Source organism: Streptomyces sp. NPDC057565 (assembly GCF_042801455.1).
Classification (GTDB): Bacteria; Actinomycetota; Actinomycetes; order Streptomycetales; family Streptomycetaceae; genus Streptomyces; species Streptomyces yanii.
The window spans coordinates 19,178-41,475 of sequence record NZ_JBHVFU010000014.1; the positions used below are offsets into that span (position 1 = coordinate 19,178).

The 22,298-nt window shown below is 68.6% G+C and carries 23 protein-coding genes and 2 pseudogenes; 3 read left to right on the forward strand and 22 right to left on the reverse strand.

All coding sequences use genetic code 11. The features are described from left to right. Positions 1-180 precede the first annotated feature (180 nt). Positions 181-471 (reverse strand): hypothetical protein, encoded by a 291-nt coding sequence (locus ACFU8W_RS24295; protein ID WP_384040831.1) that lies wholly within the window; start codon positions 469-471, stop codon positions 181-183. A 556-nt stretch (positions 472-1,027) separates the two neighbouring features. Here ACFU8W_RS24295 and ACFU8W_RS24300 point away from each other — a divergent pair. Then, a complete protein-coding gene (locus tag ACFU8W_RS24300; protein ID WP_384040834.1) occupies positions 1,028-1,585 on the forward strand; it encodes a hypothetical protein in 558 nt (185 codons plus the stop codon). A 61-nt stretch (positions 1,586-1,646) separates the two neighbouring features. Here the strand turns inward: ACFU8W_RS24300 and ACFU8W_RS24305 are convergent, their stop codons facing one another. From ACFU8W_RS24305 to ACFU8W_RS24315, 3 genes and pseudogenes are all read right to left on the reverse strand, one after another. After that, the gene (locus tag ACFU8W_RS24305) at positions 1,647-2,021 is read right to left on the reverse strand and encodes a hypothetical protein (protein WP_384040837.1); all 375 of its coding nucleotides are present in this window, start codon (positions 2,019-2,021) and stop codon (positions 1,647-1,649) included. A gap of 513 nt (positions 2,022-2,534) precedes the next feature. Further along, positions 2,535-2,708, reverse strand: a complete 174-nt coding sequence (locus ACFU8W_RS24310) for a hypothetical protein (protein ID WP_384040839.1) — start codon at positions 2,706-2,708, stop codon at positions 2,535-2,537. 72 nt (positions 2,709-2,780) lie between these two features. Further along, positions 2,781-2,927 (reverse strand): annotated as a pseudogene (locus ACFU8W_RS24315) (hypothetical protein); the annotation flags it as partial. Between ACFU8W_RS24315 and ACFU8W_RS24320 the strand changes: the two are divergent. Continuing rightward, positions 2,912-3,840 (forward strand): annotated as a pseudogene (locus tag ACFU8W_RS24320) (transposase family protein). The pseudogenes ACFU8W_RS24315 and ACFU8W_RS24320 overlap by 16 nt on opposite strands. A 279-nt stretch (positions 3,841-4,119) precedes the next feature. Next, entirely contained in the window at positions 4,120-4,638 is a 519-nt protein-coding gene (locus ACFU8W_RS24325; RefSeq protein WP_384040842.1) for a hypothetical protein, read from the forward strand. Positions 4,639-5,372: 734 nt separating this feature from the next. On the opposite strand, the gene ACFU8W_RS24330 is transcribed toward ACFU8W_RS24325, so the two are convergent. From ACFU8W_RS24330 to ACFU8W_RS24415, 18 genes are all read right to left on the reverse strand, one after another. After that, the gene (locus tag ACFU8W_RS24330) at positions 5,373-7,280 is read right to left on the reverse strand and encodes a DNA recombination protein RecN (RefSeq protein ID WP_384040845.1); all 1,908 of its coding nucleotides are present in this window, start codon (positions 7,278-7,280) and stop codon (positions 5,373-5,375) included. Positions 7,281-7,390: 110 nt separating this feature from the next. Further along, positions 7,391-7,969, reverse strand: coding sequence for an ABC-three component system middle component 2 (locus tag ACFU8W_RS24335; RefSeq protein ID WP_384040848.1), 579 nt, complete (start codon positions 7,967-7,969; stop codon positions 7,391-7,393). 48 nt (positions 7,970-8,017) lie between these two features. Continuing rightward, positions 8,018-8,935 carry a serine/threonine protein kinase gene (locus tag ACFU8W_RS24340; RefSeq protein ID WP_384040851.1) on the reverse strand — a complete coding sequence of 306 codons (918 nt, stop codon included), beginning with the start codon at positions 8,933-8,935 and terminating at the stop codon, positions 8,018-8,020. Positions 8,936-9,257: 322 nt separating this feature from the next. Further along, positions 9,258-9,731 carry a hypothetical protein gene (locus ACFU8W_RS24345; RefSeq protein ID WP_384040852.1) on the reverse strand — a complete coding sequence of 158 codons (474 nt, stop codon included), beginning with the start codon at positions 9,729-9,731 and terminating at the stop codon, positions 9,258-9,260. A 48-nt stretch (positions 9,732-9,779) separates the two neighbouring features. After that, a complete protein-coding gene (locus ACFU8W_RS24350) occupies positions 9,780-11,105 on the reverse strand; it encodes an amidohydrolase/deacetylase family metallohydrolase (RefSeq protein ID WP_384040855.1) in 1,326 nt (441 codons plus the stop codon). A gap of 28 nt (positions 11,106-11,133) precedes the next feature. After that, positions 11,134-11,619: a RidA family protein gene (locus ACFU8W_RS24355; protein ID WP_384040858.1), complete on the reverse strand. Its 486-nt coding sequence runs from the start codon at positions 11,617-11,619 to the stop codon at positions 11,134-11,136. A 69-nt stretch (positions 11,620-11,688) separates the two neighbouring features. Beyond that, entirely contained in the window at positions 11,689-13,278 is a 1,590-nt protein-coding gene (locus ACFU8W_RS24360; protein ID WP_384040860.1) for an aminotransferase class V-fold PLP-dependent enzyme, read from the reverse strand. 584 nt (positions 13,279-13,862) lie between these two features. Continuing rightward, the gene (locus ACFU8W_RS24365; RefSeq protein ID WP_384040863.1) at positions 13,863-14,297 is read right to left on the reverse strand and encodes a hypothetical protein; all 435 of its coding nucleotides are present in this window, start codon (positions 14,295-14,297) and stop codon (positions 13,863-13,865) included. Positions 14,298-14,353: 56 nt separating this feature from the next. Further along, positions 14,354-15,298, reverse strand: coding sequence for a LysR family transcriptional regulator (locus tag ACFU8W_RS24370; RefSeq protein ID WP_384040866.1), 945 nt, complete (start codon positions 15,296-15,298; stop codon positions 14,354-14,356). A 340-nt stretch (positions 15,299-15,638) separates the two neighbouring features. Continuing rightward, the gene (locus ACFU8W_RS24375; RefSeq protein ID WP_384040869.1) at positions 15,639-15,965 is read right to left on the reverse strand and encodes a hypothetical protein; all 327 of its coding nucleotides are present in this window, start codon (positions 15,963-15,965) and stop codon (positions 15,639-15,641) included. Continuing rightward, positions 15,962-16,246, reverse strand: coding sequence for a hypothetical protein (locus tag ACFU8W_RS24380; RefSeq protein ID WP_384040870.1), 285 nt, complete (start codon positions 16,244-16,246; stop codon positions 15,962-15,964). Before ACFU8W_RS24380 ends, ACFU8W_RS24375 begins: the two co-directional genes overlap by 4 nt. Before the next feature lie 406 nt (positions 16,247-16,652). Beyond that, complete coding sequence (locus ACFU8W_RS24385; protein WP_384040873.1) at positions 16,653-17,006, reverse strand: hypothetical protein; 354 nt, start codon at positions 17,004-17,006, stop codon at positions 16,653-16,655. Next, entirely contained in the window at positions 16,996-17,820 is an 825-nt protein-coding gene (locus tag ACFU8W_RS24390) for an ABC transporter ATP-binding protein (RefSeq protein WP_384040876.1), read from the reverse strand. Before ACFU8W_RS24390 ends, ACFU8W_RS24385 begins: the two co-directional genes overlap by 11 nt. After that, positions 17,817-18,701, reverse strand: coding sequence for an ABC transporter permease (locus ACFU8W_RS24395; protein ID WP_384040879.1), 885 nt, complete (start codon positions 18,699-18,701; stop codon positions 17,817-17,819). Before ACFU8W_RS24395 ends, ACFU8W_RS24390 begins: the two co-directional genes overlap by 4 nt. Further along, positions 18,698-19,519 carry an ABC transporter permease gene (locus tag ACFU8W_RS24400; protein WP_384040882.1) on the reverse strand — a complete coding sequence of 274 codons (822 nt, stop codon included), beginning with the start codon at positions 19,517-19,519 and terminating at the stop codon, positions 18,698-18,700. Before ACFU8W_RS24400 ends, ACFU8W_RS24395 begins: the two co-directional genes overlap by 4 nt. After that, positions 19,516-20,661, reverse strand: coding sequence for an ABC transporter substrate-binding protein (locus ACFU8W_RS24405; protein WP_384040885.1), 1,146 nt, complete (start codon positions 20,659-20,661; stop codon positions 19,516-19,518). The genes ACFU8W_RS24400 and ACFU8W_RS24405 overlap by 4 nt, the downstream gene beginning before the upstream one ends. A gap of 3 nt (positions 20,662-20,664) precedes the next feature. Further along, a complete protein-coding gene (locus tag ACFU8W_RS24410) occupies positions 20,665-21,633 on the reverse strand; it encodes a sugar kinase (RefSeq protein WP_384040888.1) in 969 nt (322 codons plus the stop codon). A gap of 3 nt (positions 21,634-21,636) precedes the next feature. Beyond that, positions 21,637-22,296 carry an RraA family protein gene (locus ACFU8W_RS24415; protein WP_384040891.1) on the reverse strand — a complete coding sequence of 220 codons (660 nt, stop codon included), beginning with the start codon at positions 22,294-22,296 and terminating at the stop codon, positions 21,637-21,639. Positions 22,297-22,298: the final 2 nt, after the last annotated feature.

A 22,298-nucleotide genomic window follows, 5' to 3' on the forward strand; every position in this document is an offset into this window, starting at 1 on the left:
TGTGGTGTCCTCGCTGCTGTGCAAACCGGCAACCTGCTGTTGCGCAGGCGCGCTTGGGTCCCAGCCGCCTGGCAGTCCATGACGCTCACCGAGATCGACCCGAGACGTCACCAGGGCTGAACCGGCCGCCCGCAACCGTGCACCTAGGGGCGCCCGCCAGGAACGTCGGTCTCTGCAGGACTATGCAGGCTCGTCAAGGGCCCTTTCCAGGCTCAGTTGCTTCTGATCAGAATGGGACTGGACGGCCTCGATGCGACCATGGCGGCCGTCACCGAAGTCGTAGTGGCCCAAGGTCCAGTAGTCCGACCAGTCCGTGAGTGCGTCGAAGTTCATGAACGTCGCGACGACGACCTTCCCGCCCTTGCGGAACTCCTCGACCGTCGCCCGGGTCGAGCCCAGCGTCATCGAGGCCGTCACATGTTCCCACCCGCGCTCTTCGGCGTACTTGATGGCGTGATCTCTGTAGTTCATGGGCCTCCCCTGGTTGAGGTCTCCAGCATGGCCCACACGAGCGTCCTGGCGTCGGTCAGAACCTGACAGCTCACTCTGTCACCGGACCGCGAGGTGCGAGCCAGCCGTGGCCTGACGTGCTGCGGAGCCCCCTTCGGCGGGGAGGCCATCAGGCCCGCCACGGACGCCCGCCGGACCGATCTGAAGCATCAGCGTCAACAGGGCGAACAGCGGCTCATGGAACACTTCAACCGGTGCCCGACCGAGCCCAGAGCCAGAACCTCCTGACGGGCTTCAGCCACACCGGCGAAGTCTCGCTCCGACGCCACCCCGATGACTGGGCCCTCATGGTACACCGCGCCGCGGTGCCCACGGCGAGCTCCGGACCCCGCGCAGCGCACACACAGCGCGGAGCGCGCCCAACCAGTCCTGCCCGGCCGCCAGATGGGACACCACGGCATCCCGGGGAATCACCACCTGGGACCACACCATCCGTACCCGAAAAGAGCTGACCAACCAGCGACTGGATAGCACATAGTGGACCGACACCCACCGCGCACCAACGAACGGACGGCCAATGACGACCGCCTACCAATCCACCACCGAGCGCATCCCCGGACGGTCCTGGACGGTCCGCCTCACCGGGCACGCCGACCGCTCCGCCACCATCACCTGCAGCACCGCGGCATGCCGGATGCCGGCCCGGTCCAAGGATCTCGCGGCACTGCGCACCTTCGCAGCCAGCCACGCTGCCGCCCACGCCAAGGCGGCCACGATCCGCCCCAACGCCGCATGCCACTGCCGCGCGCAGACCTGCGCCGCGCACGCGCAGGACCGGGTGTACTGCACCGGCAGCGTCGTGATGATCCTGCGTCACGACCCCACGGTGGGCCGGGTATGGAGTGTCGAGGAGGTCTGCCAGACCTGCGCCCCACTGATCCCGCACGCCAGAGTCATCGCCCGCGCCCCGCGGCCCCGGCCCGCCGCCGTGCAGAACCCGGCCCCCGCCCGCACAACCGTCCCGGCCGGATTCTCCTCGGCGAACTCCGGACCCACTGACCGTTCCGAGGCGCCAAGGCGCCCGCGCAGCGCTTCCCGGCGGCCGCACCACCGACGCTCCGGTCAAGGGCGTTGAGCACGAGCAGGACCCCGGCGCCGACATGGACGGAGCGCCGGATGCGGGCGAGCGGCCGAGATCAGGGCGACTGGGTACGGGCGAGCATTGCCTTGAGTTCGGCTCGCAGGGCAGCGGGCCTTGCCTCCTGTTCGGCCGGTGTCCCCATCGCCGCTTTGGCCTCGGCCTCCATGGCCTCGAGAGTGTCGTCGTCGTACGGGTCCGGATGGTCGGGCTCGGGGAAGTGGAGGAGTTCGTAGTCGTCGGGCGGGGGCTCGCGGGGGTGCCCGACCTTGATCTTGATTTCCTCGTCCTGCTCTCGGAGCACTGCGGCGTACTCGATCTGCTCGTGCATCGTGATGGGCTGCGGCCGCACTACTGCCCGCGCGTGCGCCTCTTCGTTGTCGGCGACCCGCTGGCGGGCCGTCAGCCAGGTACGTGCCAGAGGTTGTGGCACGTCGCACACCCTGAGAAACGCCTCCAGCACACTTGCGCTGGGCAGTGCCTTTCCGCTGCCGGGGGTTCCTCGAGGGGCTTGAGTCCGGATCACCAAGCGGCCTCGGGCGCAGACTTGACGGCCCGTCCCCGGCGCGAGCGCGAGGTGGCCGGCCGACGCGAGGCGTAGGGCACCCTCCGGCGGCGGGTTGAAGTATGCGTATGGCGAATACTTTAGGGGCGCGTGCGGACGGTTGAAGTATTCGTTGAACGAATACTTAAGTCGCCGTGGTTGCCTATCAGGTCGCGCGCCTTGTATTCGCGAGACGCATACTTTGCGGGCGTGTGAGTGGGCGGAAGGGGCGGGCCCGGAGTGGGCAGAGTATTCGTCTCACGATTGCTTCTGGCCCATGCCTGGTGGGTGGGCGACGCCAAGGAGCAGGTCGGGGAGCATGCGTGTGGAGAATGCTGCGCCCGGCATATATGCCTTCGGGGGCATGTATGCCGGGCGTGGTGGCCGCAGAGAGCGGTGTGGTCAGCTGGCCTTGCGCAGGATGGGCATCGGAACCACGACGGCGAGAGGCTGGCCGCCGTCTCCGTCGGGTCCGTCGTCCTGGCCGCCGTCGGCGGACTTGTGGAACCGGAGATCCCAGCCCTCTTCGAGTGCCTGGAGAGCGGCGCTCTTCATGGCAGCCTGGCTCTCGAACACGCCGAAGAGTGGGTGGACCTCGATACGGCCCCTGCTCCGGTAGCGCACGATGCCCTTGGCCCGGAGTTCGGCCTCGGCCCTGCTGACCTTCGGCTGGCCGATGTTCAGGACGTCGGCGAGTTCCTCCTGCTTGATGCTTACGGCGTTGTGTACGACAGTGGTTTCGGCTGGTCGGGAACGTGAGGAGAGCCGTACGGGTTGGGATGGTTGTGAAGCGATCCTTGGCCCGTACGGCTCTCTCGCATCGTATCTGCACGGGCATCTCGAGGCGTCGACTCGGAGCGCTCATCGCCGAGTTGGCCGGCCCGTGGATGGCGCGGGAAGAGTCCCGGCTGGGCGAACGCCGAGGCCATGAGCGCCTGCGCGCCGAGGGCGGCGGACCCAGCCATCAACTGGTCTTCACCGATCGGGTGATCGCGACCCTGGTGATCCTGCGGTTCCAGCTTCCGCACGCCGCCCTCGCCGTCTTCTACGGCGTGGACCGCTCCACCGTCACGCGGGCTGTCCATGAGATCCGTCCGCTCCTGGCGGCGCGGGGCTTCGCGGTCCCCGGCGAGGCGGGACTGCGTCTGCACACGCTGGCCGATGTCTTCGCCTACGCCACCGCGAAGGGTGTTGAGCTACGCCTGGACGGCACCGAGGTACGGGTCCGGCGTCCGAAGGCGGGCCGCCCCGGCCGGCGTGTGTTCGTGTCCGGCAAGATGCGGCAGAATACCAAGAAGGCCACCGTCATCAGCGACGGACAGGGCCGGACTCTGTGGACCGGCGCGGTCCGGCCAGGTCGCATGCATGATCAGACGGCGGTCAAGACCGAGGGGATCGAGGCCCTCTTCGAGCAATATCCGCAGGTCAAGGCCAAGGTGGATGCCGGATACCGGGGCCTGGCCAAACGGTTTCCCGACCAGGTCCAGGCGCCGCCGAAGAAGCCCGCCAAGGACGCGTCGGCCGAGGAGGTCACCGCCTGGGAGGCGCCCGCAAGAAGCAATCCTCGGAGCGGATTTGCGTCGAGCACGCCAACGCCGAGCACAAGCAGTGGAGGCCCCTCCAGCGGTACCTCGGCCGCCGCGAGTACTACACCGAGACCCATCTGGCCATCGCCGGCCTCGTCTCCGACCGCACCGCAGAGCGGTAATCACCTATCAGCCAACCCGCCAGGCCAACACGCCCCAACCTCAGTCGCGCACGACACCGTAAGCGTCGTTCTGCCGAAGCGATCGGCTCTCAGCACGGGCCGATCACCCTTGAGGACGCTGGCATCGCAGCGTCACGACTGCCCCGGATGTCGTCAGTGCGTCGTTCGCCAAGGGCCAAAGCCAGAGCCTCTGAAGATGGAGCAGGTCCGCCGCTCCGTGGCGGCGGTGCCAGTGGATAGATTAGAGACAGATCCGGTTTCGGCCTCGGGGGACACGCAGTGACGCTGGGTGTAAAGATCAGATTCTTCCTGCTGGCAGCGGCTGCGCTTGCCGTCGTGGGCGGGATCGTCACCGTGTTCGTTCTCTTGAATGTCGGAGCGGCGGAAGCGGAGAGACGTGAGCAGGCCGCGTGCGTCCCGATCAGGGCAAAGGTCGAGAAGTACGTAACGAAGGTGCAGACAGCCGCCGCGTATCTGGCGGCTGCCGAGGAGAAAATCTCCGCTGGGGCCGATCCGGGAGAGCAGGGGCGAGGCAAGGCCTGGTACGACAGCGAAATCGCGACGACCAAGCAATACCAGTTGATCAGCGAGCACTTTCCGTGCTTCGACAAGGAAACGGTAGGTCACGCGCGGAGCTGGCTGGACTTGATCGCGTCCCGTGACGACGAGGACCGGGTGCGGTGGAACTGCTGGTACGACGGCAACGTGATGCATGTGCGGGAACTCCCCGTGCCGGCGAGCGTTGTACGACAGTGCACGTGGGAGCAGTTGTGGCAGGCGGGAGCCGAACGTCGGTGAGGGATGCCTTGGAGATGCGGCGCCGCTGGGACGGATCTACGGTCGGACGTGGGCACCGTGACAGGACGGTGATCGAGCGTGCCCCGCGGTCACTTTGCGCGTTCCGCGGGGCACACCCCTAGGTGAGGTCAGAGCAGCCAGGGGCGGGCGCCGGTGAGTAGCGTGATGGTGACCGCTGCTCCGGTTGCAAGGAGTTTCACGGGTACACGCTGGAGGCTGATCCGGAGTCTGCCTGCCTCGAAGTTCAGGACCGGCTTCTCCTCAGCGGCATCGTCCGTCTTCTTCCGGTTTCGCTTTGGCGTCCTTGCCCGCGAACTGCTGCGCCCACACGGCGACCTCGCGCCAGTGCAGGCCTGGCTGAACGCTCCCGTTGGGAGGACGCCATAAGACCCGTAGCCGTGGGGGTCAGCACGACACGCCATCTACCGCAGCCGGCGCCTGGGCGGCCCTTACGACGCGGAGGCGAAATGCCATGCCCTGCCGCGCAGCCTGCAACACCTGGCACTCGATGCTGCTGAACGACGCTCATGCCACCCGCCGCGTTGCCGAACACGCCGCGGCCGGTAGCCCACGTACTGACCATGCGATCAGCCGCATGCGGCAAAAGGCCCCACTCTGCGGCCGAGGAGTTCACGGGTGATCATTGAGCAGCGCCGCCCGCAGGCCGGCTCTGCCGCCCCGTCGACCGTGGAGCTCAGCCATAGCGATGGGTGCAACTGAAGTGCTGTGGAGCTCTAGCGTCCAGCCCCCTCCGCTTCTGCGCTGGTCTCATCTTCGATCAGCCCGTAGGGAGGCTGGTCCTCGTTTCGGCTGTAGCGCGCCACCACGTTGCCTTCCGCGAGGAGCGGCGGGCTGTTGTCGACGACGATGAGCTGCGCTCCGGTACCTCGGTTTGCGAGCCAGACGGAGAGGTGGTGGTAGACGTCGTCGATGGCGACGGCATCGGCGATCACCGCATCGAGGGTGCCGCCGTGGCCGAGGTTCTTCTGGGGACTGTCGATCATGAGGAAGCCGGGGTGCGCGGCACCTGTTTCGACGGCGATTTCGAAGACGGCCAGCTGCCAGGCAAGGGTCAGGAGCGTGCGGGCGCCCGAGGATGCTCCCTGGTAGGGCTCACCGCGTACAAATGGCGTGAGGTCAGGTTTGATAAAGGGCTGACTGACCTTGGGGTAGCGCCATTCCCGAAGGAGGTCGCCGTAGCGGCTGCTGATCTGGCCGATGATCCGATCGCGGTCGAGTGTGACGTCCCCGAGCTGCGCGAGTTCATCGCGCAGACGGGCAATGTCGGCCTCGTGGCGTTCCACCGTGGCGGCTCGCTTGGCGAGCCCTTCCTGAAGCTTCACGGTGCTTTCGGCCTGGTCGACGAGACGGAGTACCTGTTCGCGCCTGCGGTGGAGGTCGTCGCGAGCGGCGAGGAATGGTGATACCGCGGGCGAGGTTGCCTCATCCAGCGCGGCGGAAGCCTGTTCTTCAAGGATCGCCGCGTCTTCGGCCTGGAGCTTAAGCGCGGCCAGTGAGACGTCCAGGTCTTCGATGTAGGCGGTGATCTCTTTGAGGCGGGCCTTGGTGGACCGGGTCTCGGCCGCAACGTCCAGGCGGTTGCCTTCGGCCGCGCTGCCGACGTCGGCAGCGCCCAAGGTCAGCGTCCCGTCAGCGTCGTTCAGATCGTGACTGCACAGGCTGCAGCGCCCACTGGCGGCTGTCGGGGGAGCCGGCAGGCGGTTCAGGCAGGCTGGGCAGGCGGTGACACTCAGCGGGTCGAAGAGCTTCTGGGCTTCGCCCAGCATGCCGAGCTTGAGGAGGTCGTCCGCGTACTGCGCGCGCAGCGGGAGCAGGCGAGCGAGTTGCGTCTCGCAGTCCCGCAGGACCGCTGCCGCCCGTCGGGAGCTCTGGGCGGCCTGCTGGTGTTCACGGCGTAGCCGGGCTGCGAAGGCCGTCCCCGCCTGAGCGGCCCGGTCCAGGTTCTGAAGCTGAGCGGTGATGTCGGCCAGTTCCCGCTCGTAGGCAAGAGGTGAGATGGCATCGCCAAGTGTGGTGGGAGCTTGTTCCTCGACAAAGGCACGCGCCGCTGCAAGGTCGGCCTTCGCATGGTTGAGCCGGCCGCCGAGTTCCCGTATGCGTTGGCCGAGCTCGACGGCACGGTCGTCGTGGACCCCGAAGACAACGTCGACCACCTGCCGCAGCTTGTGCTTGCGCATGTAGTCGTTCTCGAAGAGGAAGTTCTTGTCCGCGACACGTTCGTTGGGAAGGAAGGCCAGCCACATCAGGTCACGGAAGCTGAGCGGGTCCGTGCGGGACTCGCGGCTGGTGGGGGCTTCACGCAGGTGGACGCCTTCGAGCTTGCAGTGGCTCAGCAGGAGCGCGGACAGGCTCTCCGAAGAGCCGGGCGGCTCGATGAGCTTGCTCTCCGGTCTGGACATGGGCTTACTGTCCAGTGATCCGCGACGTACGAAGGCGACCTTTGAAGGCTCTCCGACCGACCGTTCGATCAAATGAGGCTCGCCGGAAAGCTCGACCTCCAAAAGGCAGGAGCGGACCTTCCGCAATACCTCTTGGTGACGGGGGTGCCTCTTGGCGCCGAGCCCGTACGCGATGAACTCCAGCACGGCGGTCTTGCCCGAGCTGAACGCCCCGGCGATCACAGACAGGTTCCGTACCTGCTGCTCGACTGTGAAGTCGACGTCATAGGCCCGGTCGATCCCGGCCAGGCGTAGGCGTCGGATCCGAATGCCGGGTTGCGGCTCCATGGTGGTCATCTCTCCCAAGATGTTGCGGACACCCGCGGGCCCGGGCCCAGGACACTCATGAGGGCAGCCGCAGGGCCACCGTGCCCGTCCGGCCGGAGCCACCGGGCCGTCTGCTCCCGCAGACCCTTGTCGCTGAGCTTGCGGAGCCGACCCACGACGATGCCGGCCGCGGTACTGAACGAGGTGGCGTAGGTGGCTGTGAATTGTCCACCGAGCTCCTGCCCAGCCGCTGTGATCGAGTAGGCGAGGGAGCCCTTGTGGTTGCGGACTTGGCAGCACCCGTAGGCGACCAGGAGCGCGAGGTCGTGCTGGATGCGCTCCCGACGGCTGGTGAACCGCTGCGAGGAAGAGGCGTATGCCAAAACCTGCGGGTCGAACCCGGCCAGGCGAAGGAGACTGGCCTCTCGGCCTTCGGAAGGGACCACGAGGAAGGGGTTCGCGGACAGGAAGTCGTAGTAGCCGATGCGTTCCAAGCTCGCCCCGTTCGCGTCCTGCCCGGCAACCGCGTCAAGGAGCAGTAGCAACTGAGCGAGCCGGAAAGGTACCTCATCCTCCGGCATCACTACCGGCCGGTGTGCTTCCACGGCGTGCTCCTCCTCAGTTGTCTAGCGGGACAGGGTCATCGTGAGGTCTCAGCCGTCGGGATGACCGCTTGCGATCTGCCGCCAGTGCTTGACCCAGCCGGCCCGACGGTTGTCAACCAGCCGGTGGACCAACCCCCAGCTGTGCACCAACTCCAGACGCAGCACCTTCGGCAGCTTGTCGTGCTCGCTACGCACCTCGCGCCAGACCCGTCCATGGAGAGCCTTGATGGCATCTTCGGCAGAGCACTCGTTGAACTGCATTTCCCACACACCATGCAAGGTGGCATCAGCGGACCTGAGCGCAGCCACCTCTGTAGGCACCGCCTTGTGCACGATCTCGCGTGCGACCAGATCGGCGTTGAAGAACTGCTGCTTGGCGGAGTCCAGCTCGACGTGGCCGGCCTCCGTCATCTGCCGCACGAAGAGAGCCGAGTCGAGCGCTGCAGCCTTGTCGTCCTCCACGTCCAGGACCAGCCGCAGCTGCTCCTGGGCCAGCGCCGGTGTGTAGGGCTCGTAGTAGGCGCGACGCACATGGTCGCCCTCGGGGCTCTGGAGCTTCTGTACGAGTACGGTCTCGTCCCAAAGCTCGATGACGATGTCGTGCTCCTCCTCCTGCTTCTTCTTCCAACGGTCCCACCAATTCGCTGCGGGGCCGTCCATGCTGGAGGGGATGCACAGGATCCAGATCGCGATGGTGTGATCGTTGTCCGCCGCTGCCTGAAGCGCGTGTGCGAGTGACTCGCGGATCTGCTGCGCGTGTTTGGTCGTGGTGATAGGCATGAAGTACTTGGACTGCCAGACGGTGATGGCGCCTCCGAGGTCGCCAGCGAAGGCGTCGACTCCCCAGTCACCCGGGTTGGCCGCGATCATCCGAACATTCGGAGTGGTAGCGGCGGCAAGCTGAGCGAGCATCTTCTCGAAGTCGGCTCGCGCCCCGTCCGCGCTTCCGGTGCGGAGCTCGTGCACTCCGAAATGGATGGGCGGAACACCAGCTGCCACGGCTATAGAGCTATCCAACCTGGCCCCCCCCCGCATCCTGCAGCCAGCCCGGTCGCCAGCCTTCAGCCGACTGTCCTTGCTGCACCACGCACAGTAACGGCCGCCAGCGTACCCGCCTTGGATTCAGACGATCAAGGTGCAGGCTGCCCGTTGTCGATACGGCCGACTGGTGAGCAGAACGGGTCGGCGCGGGACGATATTCACCGGCGCCGTCTGTTCCGCTGGGGACGACGCCACCGGAACGCCGCGGTCGGCCACTTCGTACGCCGCCTCAGCTACGGCGGCGGCATCACCGCCGAGAGTGCGCTGAGCTACTCGCTCCAGCAACTCTCGTGACGCGGGTCTGGCGCCAGTGGTCGCTCAGTTCTCCGCGCAGTTGAGGCAGCGGTTCCCGTGAGCCGAGAGCGGTGAGGAATTCGGGCACGGTCCAGGCGATGAGGGCGCCTTGGCGGGAGAGGTAGAACCCAACCTGGTCGATCCGGTACGTGTCGTCGTAGTCGAGCAGCAGGTATCCGGCGAGCTGCTGCACCTCGGCGCGGCCGATCTTGTGGGGGCGGGTTGTGGCCTTGCAGTCGATCAGAAGCCCACCCGCGATGAAGTCGGCATCCGCCCTGCCGAGGTCGCTGCTTCCGGCGAAGACCGGTCCGCACACCCTTTGTCCAGCAGGCAGTCGGCGCAGCGGGGCGAAGGGCACCAGGAGGCCCGCGGTTTGTGGCGGCCGAGTGTGCGAGAGGGGCGGGGTGCCGAGCGCTGCGCCAGGCATCCCGCCCCGTTGTCCGTTCGCGTCAGGGCGTCAGAACACGTCCGTACCTCAGTGCTCGTCCGTGCTTGCCGTGAACCGGCTCGCCGCCGGTGTGTATTTCTGGGCTGCCTGGCCGTTCAGGTCCCATACGACCTTCCCAGCGCGGACTGTCACCTCGGCCGACAGCTTCCGGTTGCCGTCGACGCGCCAGCCGAAGCTGTCCACGAACCCGAACTTGCCCTTTTCCAGCGTGAAGACCGCGAGGTCGGCCGGCGCGCCCACCGAGAGGTTCCCCAGTTCGGGCCGCTGGATCGCCTTCGCCGAAGCCCAGGTCGAGGCGTTGACGACGTCCTTCAGCGGCATGCGCAGCGTCAGCATCTTCGACATGACGTTGGACTGGTCCTTCATGCCGGAGTTCATGCTGTCGATGTGCAGGTCGGTGGAGATTGTGTCGGGCAGGAAGCCCTGCTCCACCGCCGGGATGGCGACGTCCCAGCCGAAGCTGCCGCCGCCGTGGCCTACGTCGAACAGCACGCCCCGCTCCCGGCCCTTCCACATGCCCGGGTTGAGCTTGCCGTCCTTGCCCAGCTCGCCGCGCAGCCCGGAGTAGGCGTGCGTGTAGATGTCGCCGGGGCGGAGCTTCTCGGTGAGCAACTGCTCCAGCGGGCGTTGGGGGCGGTTGTTGCCGAAGTCGACCATCACTGGGATGTCCGCCTCTTCGGCCGCCTTGACGGAGTTCTCGACGGCCGTCCACTCCGGTCCAGTGAAGTGCGCCGTCTTGATGCCGACGATCGTGTCTGGGTTCTCCTTGGCCTTCGCCGCGGCCATGTCCGGGTCCATGTCGCCCAGGTCGCTTTCGTAGTCGCCGCCCGCCATGCCCTCGCCGACGATGTTGAGGAACGCGAGCACCCGGGTCTTGGAGCGGTCGATGACGTTCTTCTTGAACAGGTCGAAGCTGCGCGCACCCGACGAGCCGGTGTCCACCGCGGTGGTCACGCCGGAGCGGAAGGTGAAGCCGTCGGGCGCCACACCGGCCCAGCCGTTCTTGTAGGCGTTTTCCGGTCCGGGGAAGAGGTGGGCGTGCAGGTCGATGAGGCCCGGGGTGACGTACTCCCCGGACGCGTCGACGGTCTTTTTCGCGGCCGAGGCATCGATCCGCTCCGCGACCTTGGCGATTTTCCCGTCCTTGATGGCGACATCGCGGACGGCGTCGACGTGGTTCTTCGGGTCGATGACGTGGCCGTTCCGGACGACCAGGTCGTACGCCTCGGCGGCCTCGCCGCCGGAGGTGGCGGCCGAGGCGCCACCCGTCATCGTGGTGCCGATCAAGGCGCCCAGCGCCAGAGTGAGTGCCGCCGGGAGAGTCACCCGGCGGAATTGATCTCTCGCGTGCATACGGACTCCAAACTCAGCTGATGTGTGGTCAGATGACGGCGATGCAGTCGATCTCGACGAGCGAGTTGCCGGGGATGCCCCCGGCGGCGGCGATGGTGGTGCGCACGCCGGGCGCGGCGCCCCAGCGGCCGCGGAAGACCTCGTTCATGCCGTCGTAGTCGTCCAGCGAGTTGAGGTAGACGTTGACTTTCAGCACCTTCTCCATGGAGGAGCCGACAGACTCCAGGTAGCGCTGGACCTCGTTGAGGACGTGGTCGGTGTGGGCGCGGATGTCGCCCTCGAAGTGCGCGCCGATGCCCGAGATGAACACCATGCCGCCGTACGTGACAATTGGGCTGAACAGCGGGTTCTCCGGCGGGGTGCCGCCGTTCGGGTAGTGCACCTCCTTGTGCGGCCGGCGGCTGCTCTGAGTGTCGGCGGCCGCCGCGGGGGCGGCGCCCGCCACGGCCGGTACCGCGACGGCGGCGGCCACTACTGGGGTCTTGCGGATGAAGTCCCGTCGGTTCGAGGACACACTTCCTCCAGTGCTGATACGGGGGAGGGGATGTTCAGTGCACGACATGCGGGGGGTGGGTGCCGCCGGTCAGGACTGACGGGTGGCGGTGAAGGACGCCCCGAGGTATTCACCCAGGCTGAGGTCGCCGCTGAAGCCGTCGCCGTCGACCGTGCCGGTGAAGGCGTAGTCGAGCGAGTCGCCGTGCTCCTCGCCGTAGCGGCTGCGCACGGACACCGTGGCGCCGCTCACGCTGCCGGTCGCTGGCCGGCTGACGAACTCGCCGCTGTGCGTGCCGGTGATCCGCGCGCCGTCCTGGCTCAGCTTCAGCTCGTGCGCGGTGGACGTGCCGGCCGCGTACGTGATCTTCAGCGCCCAGGTGCCGGTCGCGTCGACGGTGGGCGGCTTGGGTGGTTCGGGCGCCGCCGGAGGGTTCTTGAGCAGCTTGACGACCTCGTCGGCGATGGTCTTCTCGTTGCCGGGCTCCAGCATGTACGGCGTGATGGAGAGGCCGGTCTGGCCGCCGCTGCTCGCGGCGTTGACGGCGATACGCGGCGCGCCGTTGTACAGCGTGTCCACGATGGTCTGGCCTGCGACGCCGAGCTTCGCGGCGTTCCAGAGGATCCGCAGGGACGGGGTCCGGTTGGACAGCCCCTCAGGCTGGAGGATCTCCGAGCTGACGCCGTCCACCACGGAGACCCGGCGGGAGATGGTCTTCAGCCACGAGGTCCAGGTTGCGTACTCGGCCTCGTGGTCGCGCTGCACCCACATCTCCACGGCGGCGAGCATCCCCATCGCCTCTTCCTTGCCCACCTTGAACCCACGGGCCCAGCCGTGGTGCGGTGCGCTGTGTACCCAGGCGGCCCGCACCAGGTCCTTGCGACCGAGCAGGATCCCGGCTGACTGCGGCCCGCGCAGCGCCTTGCCGCCGCTGTACGCCACGAGGTCGGCGCCCCGCTCCAGGTGGACGTTGGGGATGGTGAGGATTTCTGCGGCGGCGTCGACCAGCACCGGCACGTTCGCGGCGTGCGCGATGTCGCAGATGGTCTTGGTGTCGAGTTCGCTCTTATCGACGCGGGGCATGGCCATGATGTAGACGAGCGCGGTCTGCGGTCCGAGCGCCGCCTTCAGTTCCTCGCGGGTGTCCACCTCGACGACCTTGAGCCCGGTGGCACTGATCGCCGCCTCGTACACGTTCCGGGAGTGCCTCGGGATGATCGCCTCGGTCTTCCGGAAGCCGGTCAGATCCGGCAGTTGTACGTGCAGATCGGGGTTGCCGCCTGCCACGCATGCCGCGGCTGCGTGTCCCAGCGCGGCGGAGCAGCCGGAGCTGACCAGCCCGAACTCGGACTGGGTCAGCTCCCCGAGCCGCTTGCCGATGGCGTCGGCGAGTTCGTCCAGCTGGACGTACTCCCGTGCCGCCTTGTCGATCGCGTTCCGTACTTCGGGCAGCATCAGCGAGCCGCTCAGGACGGTGAACGTGCCGCGTCCGTTGATCAGCGGACGTACGCCGATTGCCGCGTAGTCGGTCTTCGCCGCCTGTGCCGCGGCGGCGCCGGCCGGTGTGGTGTTGTCGGCCGCCACCGCCGTGTTGCCGAGCAGCGGGCCCAGGGTGAGCGCGCCGGCCGTGGCTGCTCCGCCGCCGAGTATTGCTCTTCGGGATATTCCTTCAGTCTGCATCCGGGCCCCAGTGGATTCGGTTTTTGTTGGTGCGTCATACGGTAGGGAGGGCTGGGGCGGGCGTTAAGCGCGTGGCTCGTATGGCCGTATTCGGAACCCGGATGAACCCAGGTCGTTTGAGAGTGAACGGGAGAATTGCGTACCGGATATTCGGTTTCGATAATCGGAAAGTTTCCGAACCTTGATTCTTCAGCGGTTGTGATTGCCTGACCGGGCTGTCGGTTCGCCCTGTTTGCCCCGCGTGGTGGCAGGTGGGGCCTTCGTGTGTCGCTGCGGCTGCGCCGGGGTTCCACGGCACCTGGAGGTCGTACGCTCCATTTGGTCCCGTCGGGCTGATGGATTGGTCGTCAGGTGACGGCGGGCAGGGCGGTCAGCCGGTTCCAGCAGGTGGTGAACGCGGTTGCCAGGGCCAGGTGGTCTCGATGCGTAGGAAGAGGCGGCGTGCGTGGTCGGCGAGGCGGGCGGGCAGGTGATGAGGTGGAAACGCATGGTGGCCGGATCGGCGTCGGCCAGGTCGTAGATGTCGTGCAGGGTCAGCGGCCGTAGCCATGCGTCCAGGTCGGCGGGGGGTTGGCGGCGAGCATTCATCCGCGGTTGACCTCCCACGACTGTGAGGGCAGGTTGCCCAGTCCCGTGGCCTTGTTGGTGCGTACCCGGTCTTCCACGCCGGCGTGGGAGCGGTGCAGTATGTCCAGGAACTGGGCGTGGGCCGAGACGGCGATGCCCCACATGTGGCAGATGTTGGTCGCGGTGATGCAGTAGCGCCAGCCGGTCTGCTTCTCGAACGCGGTCAGTTTCTTCAGATGCCGATGGGTCGGTCTGACGCGGCGCACGATCAGCCACATGCCCTCCGGCCGGCCCCCACGGGTGTCCAGCCCGGTCAGTTCCGCGACGAAGTAGCCCTCCTGCAGGCTGCCGTCCTGGTGCAGGGAGGTTTCCCAGGTGGCCTCGCGATGGCCTTCTCGTCGTCCACGGTGATCTTCCAGCCAGCGGTATAGCGACCGTGCACCGCAGGTCAACGGCACCTTTCTGCTGTCGGGGCGTCAGCCATCCCAATTCCGCTGCATACCCAGGGCTAATGCATCGATCGGTGCAGCCTTGTAGTGCCAACGGGGATGTCCGACACCTCGATCTCGCGCAGGAGGGTGCGGGCCGGCGGGGTCAGCGGGCTGGTGGTGCTCCAGTGCACCCCGACGCGACGGCCGCAGGGGACGTCGAGGAGGCGGGCCACCACGCCGTTCGTGTCGGCGGTGGCGACCGCCAACAGGTTGGTGACGCCGACGCCGAGGCCGCTGCGGACCAGGGAGATGAGGGTCTGCGGCTGGTTCGTGGCCTGGACGGCGTTCGGCTCCAGACCGCGCTCGCGGAAGGCGCGATAGGTCTCGAAGCCCATCGCCTCCGGCGAACCGAGCCGGCCGATGGTGATGACCGGGTACTCGGCGACGTCGGCCACCGACAGCGGCTCCGGCAGCCGGGCCAGGGGGTGGTCCGGGCGGTGCACCACGATCAGGCCCTCCCGCCACAGCGGGCGGCACTCGACCGACGGTCCGGCCGGCGGCGCCATGGGCCGCAGACAGATGTTCACCTCGCCAGCGGCCAGCGCCCCGTCGAGCTCCAGCGTGGAGCGCTCCACCAGGATCACCTTGATCGCTGGGCGGGTCCGCGCCATCCGCTCCAGTAACTGGGGTACGAACGCCACACTGGCGCTGGGATAGCTGCCCAGCGTCACCACCCCGCGGGCCTCACCGCGGAAGCCGGCCATGGCGGCCTCCGCGCCTGCCAGCTGCCGCAGGAGCGTACGGGCGTGCTCGGCGAGCACCGCGCCCGCGTCGGTGAGCGACACGGGCCGGCGATCCCGGTCGAACAGCGGCACGCCCGCCTCCCGCTCCAGGGCGGCGACATGCACGCTCACCCGGGGCTGGGAACGGTGGATGACCTCTGCTGCGGCGCTGAAACTTCCGGTGTCGACGACGGTGAGGAACGAGACGAGCCATTCGAGACGCAGATCGGTGCGGAGCATGCCTCCCGTCTACCGCCACGCCCAACGGCGGACAATCCCGGTCCTGGTTTCGGACGGGGGCCGATCCGCATTCCGAATAGCCGTATACCTGTCCAGCCGCATAACCGTGTGCTTTACGCCCGTTGGCCTGCTCACCGCCCTGGTGTGTGGGTGCCCATGCCCATGCCCGTGGCGGGACCGGGTCGGGTGGGCGGTGGTCGGTGATCAGGCCGCCGACGGTGAGGAGCAGCGCGGCGACCGAGCCGGCGTTGTGCAGTGCGGTGCGTGTCACGCGTACAAGATCCAGTACCCCCGCCGCGACCAGGTTCGCGGTACGCGCGGGCCGTCGCGTCCCAGCGTGTCACTCGCGCAGCCACGCGACCGTCGCAGCGACATGCCCGTCGTCCGCCCCGGAGTTGGCCGCGATCCGGTGCAGCGGTGCCGCCAGTGCCCAGCGGACCGCGAGCGCGCCGGTGCGCTCGTCCCCGGTGAGGCCGAGCCCGTTGTCGAGCACATCCGCCGCCCGGGCGAGGGCCGTGCCGCCGCCCGGCATGACGCCTTCGGCCAGTGCCGCCCGGGCCGCCGCCACGGCACCGGTGATCCGCTGGGCGCGCTCCGGGTTCGTCGCCCGGCCCACTCGCAGGACGCAGACGCCGCCGGCCAGCCGGGCGAGACGCCGCTCGATCACCTCGCGCTCCCAAGTGTCGGCGGCGGTGCGCCGGGCGTGTTCGAGATGGGCGATCCTGCCCGGTACGCATCGTCCAGTACGGCCTCGCCGCGCTCCGCGTGGGTGACCATGAACGGGCTGAGTAGCTTCGCGCCGAAGCACATTACCTCCGCGAACTCCAGCTCCACACCCACCACATGGGCCTCCTCCACGGAGACCGAGCCATGGTCGCCCGCCTTGGCGCACGCCCTGCCGACCAGGTTGCCGTACTCCCCGTCCCCGGCCGCGGCGGTTGCCACCACGGCCGCGGCCACCGCGCCGGACACCGGCCGGGCCGCGTCGTCGAGGTGCCCGGCGACGGCCTGAACCGTGCCCGCACGCCCCGTACGAGCGCCATCGGATCCGCTCCCCGCGCCGATCGAGCATCCCGGCGACGACCAGCGCCTGCGTCAGGACGAGCGTGGTCGTGCCGCCGTCGCCCGCGTCCGCGCGGGTGCGCTCGGCGGCCCGGCGGGCCAGCGAGGCGCCAAGGTTCGCGTACGGGGCGGCGAGCCGGACCACCGCCGCCACAGCGGCGCGCCGTCGCCTCGTCGGGATTGCGGGACATCCACTGGCAGAGCTTGGGTACGGCGGGAACGAGCAGGCGGTTGAACGTTGTTCACGTCAGAGGAATCAGCGATATCGGATATGCCGGAACCTCTTCTTGTGTCAGGACTCGCTCTTCGGTGCCTCGATGTGCTTGATCCAGTACCAGCGGGCCAGCTCGTCCACGCCCGCCGGTGCCACGCCCCGCAGGTGCACGACGTGGCCGTCGGTGCCCGCGATGCGGCCGTGAAGCTGAAGGCGCAGGATGTGATAGCGCTCCGGCGCGAAGCCGAGCTCCACGTCGACCGGGAAGCGGCCGCGGTCGTCGCGGGCCGCGCCGACGCCGGGGCCGACCTTGCCCTGGGCCTGCACGCTCAGCCAGATCTGGTAGGCGAGCACGATTGCGATCAATACGGCGATCTTGCGGAGCGTCGGGCTCTTCGCGGCCCGGCGCGGCAGCGAGCTCTTAGGCGGCATCGTGCCCACCCTTCACGTCCTTGCCCGCCACGCCTCCGGTCGCTGTGTCCTCGTCCACCGCCAGCAGTTCGTTGACCCGGTTCGCGATGTGGCGGAATTCCGGGAGCTCCGCCGTGTCCTGCCAGCGGCGTGGCCGGGGCAGCGTCACGTTCACGATCTCCCGCACCCTGCTGGGCCGCCGGGACAGCACCACGATGCGGTCGGAGAGGAACACTGCCTCGTCGACGTCATGAGTGACGAAGAAGACCGTCGGCCTGCGGGTCTCGAAGATCCCCGTCAGGTCCTCCTGGAGCTTGCGACGGGTCTGCGCGTCGATGCTGGCGAACGGCTCGTCCATGAGCATCACGGCCGGCTCGTTGGCCAGCACCCGCGCCACACCGAGCCGCTGCTGCATACCGCCGGACAACTCGTGCGGATACCGGTGCGCGAAGCCGTTCAGGCCGACCAGCTCAAGGAACTCCCGTGCCCTGGCGTTGCGTTCGGCGCGCGGCACGCCGCGCATGCGCAGCCCGAAGGCCACGTTGCCCAGCACCGTCTTCCACGGGAACAGCGCGTGGCTCTGGAACACCACCCCGCGGTCCGGCCCCGGCCCGTCGACCGGGCGGCCGTCGACGACAACCGTGCCGCCGGACTGCCGTACGAAACCGGCGACGATGTTCAGCACGGTCGTCTTGCCGCAGCCGCTGGGGCCCAGGACGGAGACGAACTCGCCCTCCTTCACCGCGAAGGAGACCTCGTCGATGGCCGTGACCTCCTCACCGCTGTAGGTGTCCGTGTAGGCCTTGTGCAGCCGGTCGATCTCCAGCGCGGTCATCCGTCTGCCTCCAATGTGCGTACCATCCCCCAGCGTTCGACGGTCGCCCGCTCGAACGGGGCCAGAATCAGGGCGTCGAGCGCGTACCAGAGCGCGCCGAGCACAACCATGCCCAGGAACACCTGGCTGATGTCGCCGACCCGGCGGGCGTCGAACATCATGAAGCCGACACCGCTCGTGCCGACGATGATCTCGGCGGCCACCAGGGCCCGCCAGCCGTAGCCGAGACCGGTGCGGACACCGCCGGCCACCGACGGCAGCGCCCCGGGCACGATCACCTCCAGGAACACCCGCCAGCGGCCGGCGCCCAGGCTGCGCGCCGCCCGCACAAGCTCGCGCGGCACCTGCTCGACACCGGCGACGACGCTGAGCATCAGCGGGAACACGATCGTGTAGACGAGGACGAACGTCACCGCGGTGAGGCTGAAGCCGAACCACACGATGACGATCGGCAGCCACGCGATGTCCGCGACGGCCTGGAAGAACAGCAGGATCGGCCAGAAGGCGCGGCGCACCACCCGGATCATCGCCACCGCGAAGCCCAGCGGGAGCCCGATGAGCAGGCCGAAGCCGACGCCATAGCACAGCCGGGTGAGCGAGTCCGAGAGATAGCCGGGCAGGATGCCTTTCTCAAGCAGCTCGCCCATCTTGTCCACCACGGTGGGCGGGCCGACGAAGAACGACTCGGGGAACACCTCCAGCGCGTCCAGCAGCCACCACAAGGCGACCACCGGCACGAACGGCCCCAGCGTGCGGAACGTGCCGCTGCGCAGGCACCGGTGCCACACCCGCCACGCAAGTCCCCGGCCGGCTCCCGGCCCGCGCCGGCCAGAGCCACGCGCCGTGCGCCTGCCGTCGGTCGGGACAGCGGTCGAAGTCATGAGTCACACGCTCCCGTCATCCCCCAGCGCTCGACCGTGCGCCGCTCCAGCGGCGCCAGCAGCAGCCGGTCCATCAGCAGCCAGAGCACGCCGATGATCACCATCGACGCGGTGATCACGTCGGTCCGGAAGTACTTCTGCGCCTGGAACAGGGCGTATCCGAGGCCCGCGTCGCTCGCGATGATCTCGGCCGCCACCAGACCGCGCCAGCCGTAGCCCAGGCCGACCCGCAGCCCGGTGACGATGCTGGGCAGGGCGCCCGGCAGCAGGACCTCCCAGAACATCCGCAGCCGGCTGGTGCCCATGCTGCGAGCGGCCCGCAGCAGTTGGGTGGGGATCTGCCGGACGCCGAGCATCGCGTTGTACGTGAGCGCGAAGAACATCGCGTTCCACACGATGAAGATCACGGCCCGGTCGCCGTAACCGAACCACAGCGTCGCGATCGGGATCCAGGCGATCCCGGCGAGCGCCACCGAGAACCGCAGCAGCGGCGAGAAGAACTCGGACAGCGCGCGGCTGGCCCCCAGCGCGATGCCAAAAGGCAGCGCGGTGACCAGCGCCAGCGCCATCCCGATGCCCATCCGCCGCAGGCTGGCGCCCAGATGGCGGAACAGGTCCCCGCTCGACCACAGATCGCCCAGCGCCCCGAGCACATCCGCGACCTGCGGGAAGACCCGCACCGGTACCCCTGACGCCGACACCGCGACGGCCCACACCGCCACGAGCCCCGCGAGCGGCCCGAAGAACCACATCGCGCCCGCGGCGGTGGTCTGTAGGCCGCGCCGCCGCGGGAGCCGCTTCACGGTCGGAGCCGTCACGACGGGCACGCCTTCCCGGCCGCCGTGCGGTCGAAGGCGTAGCCGCTCTCGATCCTTGCGGACGCCGGCATCTCGGGGAGGTCCTCGAAGAGCTTCGCGTCGTCGGTCATCACCTTCAGGATCGGACCGGGCCGGAAGTACTTGTTGACGTCGAAGCCAGCCTCGACGTTGCCCTGGGCGGCCAGCAGCTGGGCGAGGCTGTCCAGGGCGAGGTAGTTGCAGGCGGAGAAGCGCGGGTCGAGTTGCTTGACGTTGTGCTGCATCGCCTCCAGGGCCACGTCCGTCGGCGTGCCCGGCAGCCACCTGGTTGCCGCATCGGCGGCCTTGTCCGGGTTCTGGCGCATCCACTGGTCCGTGGTCGCCCGTGCGGTGAGGAACCGCTCCACGATGTCGGGGTGCTCCTCGGCGTACTTGGGCGTGGTGACGATGTAGCCGACGAACGGGATGTACTCGCCGCCGCGCAGCACCTCCTTCGCGCCGTCCACCTGCTGCGTAATGGTGATCGGGAACGGGTCCCAGATGATGGCGACGTCGATGCCGCCGGTCTTGAGCGCCACCGCCATGTCCGGCGGCTCGGTGTTCACGATCTTGACATCGCCGGCCTTCAGCCCGGCCTTCTCCAGCAGCCCGAGCAGGTAGAGGTGGTTGATGGAGCCCTCGGAGACGCCGACGCGCTTGCCCCGCAGGGTCGTCAGATCCTTCCCGTCGACCCCGGACTTGCCGCTCGCCACCACGGCCATGGTGTCGTCGATGGAGCGCCGGCTGGCAGAACCGGTGTAGTTGCCCACCAGGGCCAGGCCGATGCCCTTCTGGGCGGCGGCGATGGCCGGCGTGCCGACCTGGACGAAGTCCACCTCGCCGGCCTGGAGCGCATTGAGCGCGTCCACTCCGGTCGGGTACGGGTCGGCGAGCTTCACATTGAGGTCCTGGTCGTCGAAGTAGCCGGCCTCGACCCCGGCCGGCAGACCGATCTGGTCGATGGCCGAGACGTATCCCGCGGAGACCTCGGTCGGAGCCTTCGCGCTGCCGCCACCACCGCCGGCGACGTCGTCGTCGACGGTGGATCCGCCGGAACACCCGGCGAGCAGCAGAACGAAGCCCGAGCAAGCCGTCACCGCGAGGCGGCGTTTCGAGCGCAACATGACTCATCTCCTGATCGATCTGGACGGTCGGACAGGGGGGCGGCCGCCGTCGAGCAGAGCCTCGACGGCGTCGCGGTGGGGGATCGGGGTGACCGCGCCGGGGCCGGTCGTGGTGAGCGCCGCCGCCACCGCCGCGTACCGGGCCGCCTCGGGCACGGAAGTGCCGTCCAGCAGCCGGGCGGCGAAGGCGCCGTCGAAGGTGTCGCCGGCCCCGGTGGGGTCGACCTGCCGCACGGGGTGCGGGGCGATACGGGTGACCGTGCCCTCGTGGGCCAGCAGCGCGCCCTCGGCGCCCATCTTCAGCACCACGGTGGCCGGGCCCCGCCGTACGAAGGCGTCGAGCACCGCCTTGGGATCGTCCTCCCCGGTGAGGGCCCGGCCCTCGGTGAGGTTCGGCAGCGCGATGTCGCAGAGCTCGACGCCGCGCATGATCACGGCACGGGCGCGCTCGGCCGGCCAGAGGGCGGGCCTGAGGTTCGGGTCGTAGCTGACCAGCGTCCCGGCCCGGCGGGCCAGCTCCATCGCGTGAAAGCCCGCGTCGCAGGCCGACGGGCTGATCGCCTGAGTGATGCCGGTGAGGTGGAGGAGGCGGGCCCCGCGGACGGCTTCGGCCGGGATGTCCTGCGGGGCAAGCCGGCTGGCGGGGGAGTGGGCGCGGAAATACGTGAACCTGCTCTCCGACCCCGCACGGGAGTTGAAGTAGATGCCGGTCCGTCCGCCGGCCTCGCGCACGACGTGCTCGGTGCCCACCCCCTCCCGCTCCCACAGCCGCAACAACGCCGAACCGAAGTCGTCGTCGCCGATCCGGGTGACATAGCCGGTACGGGCGCCGGAACGGGCCGCGGCGACGGCGAAGTTGGAGGTGTCACCGCCGTAGCCGAGGGTGAACGTGTCGTCGCCCTGGACCGGCCGGGCACCGCTGATCCGGGCGTTGAACTCGAGGAGCGGCTCACCCACCGCGAGGATGTCCACGGCTCAGATCCGGCCGTGCTTCTCGATGCCGCCGCGCAGCGAACCCGACTCGAGTATCAGCGCGGTCTGCTCCCGCTCCCGCCGTTCGATCTCCAGCGCCGCCCGAAGCACCTCGGCGACGCTGTCCGAGGGCACGCACACCACCCCGTCGGTGTCGGCGACGATGAGGTCACCGGGGCGTACGGCCACGCCGCCCATCTCCACCGGCTCGTTGAGGGACACCGTGCGGTAGCGGCCCACTGTGGTCGCGGGCACGCTGCCGCGGGCGTAGATGGGGAAGCCCGGGTAGTCGCGGCTGATTTCCTCGATGTCGCGAACACCTGCGTCGAGCACCGCTCCGGCAACCCGGTTGGCCACCGCCCCGGCCGACATCAGTCCGCCCCATACGGCCACGTCGGCGCCGCCGGCGGCGATGCAGACGACGCTGCCCGGTTCCGACTCGTCGATGGCACGCAACGCGTGGGCCGGCGGGGCCGGATCGGGCGACGGCACCTCAAGCACCGTGGCCGCCGGGCCGACGAGCCGGCCCGTCCCGGGGAGCATCTGCCGGATCCCACCGGACAGATAGCCGCGGCGACCGCTCAGTTCGACCGCGTCGGCCACTGAGGCGGTGGCGATGGAACGGAATGCGGCAATGGTGTCGGCGGAAAGCTTCGTGGTCATGT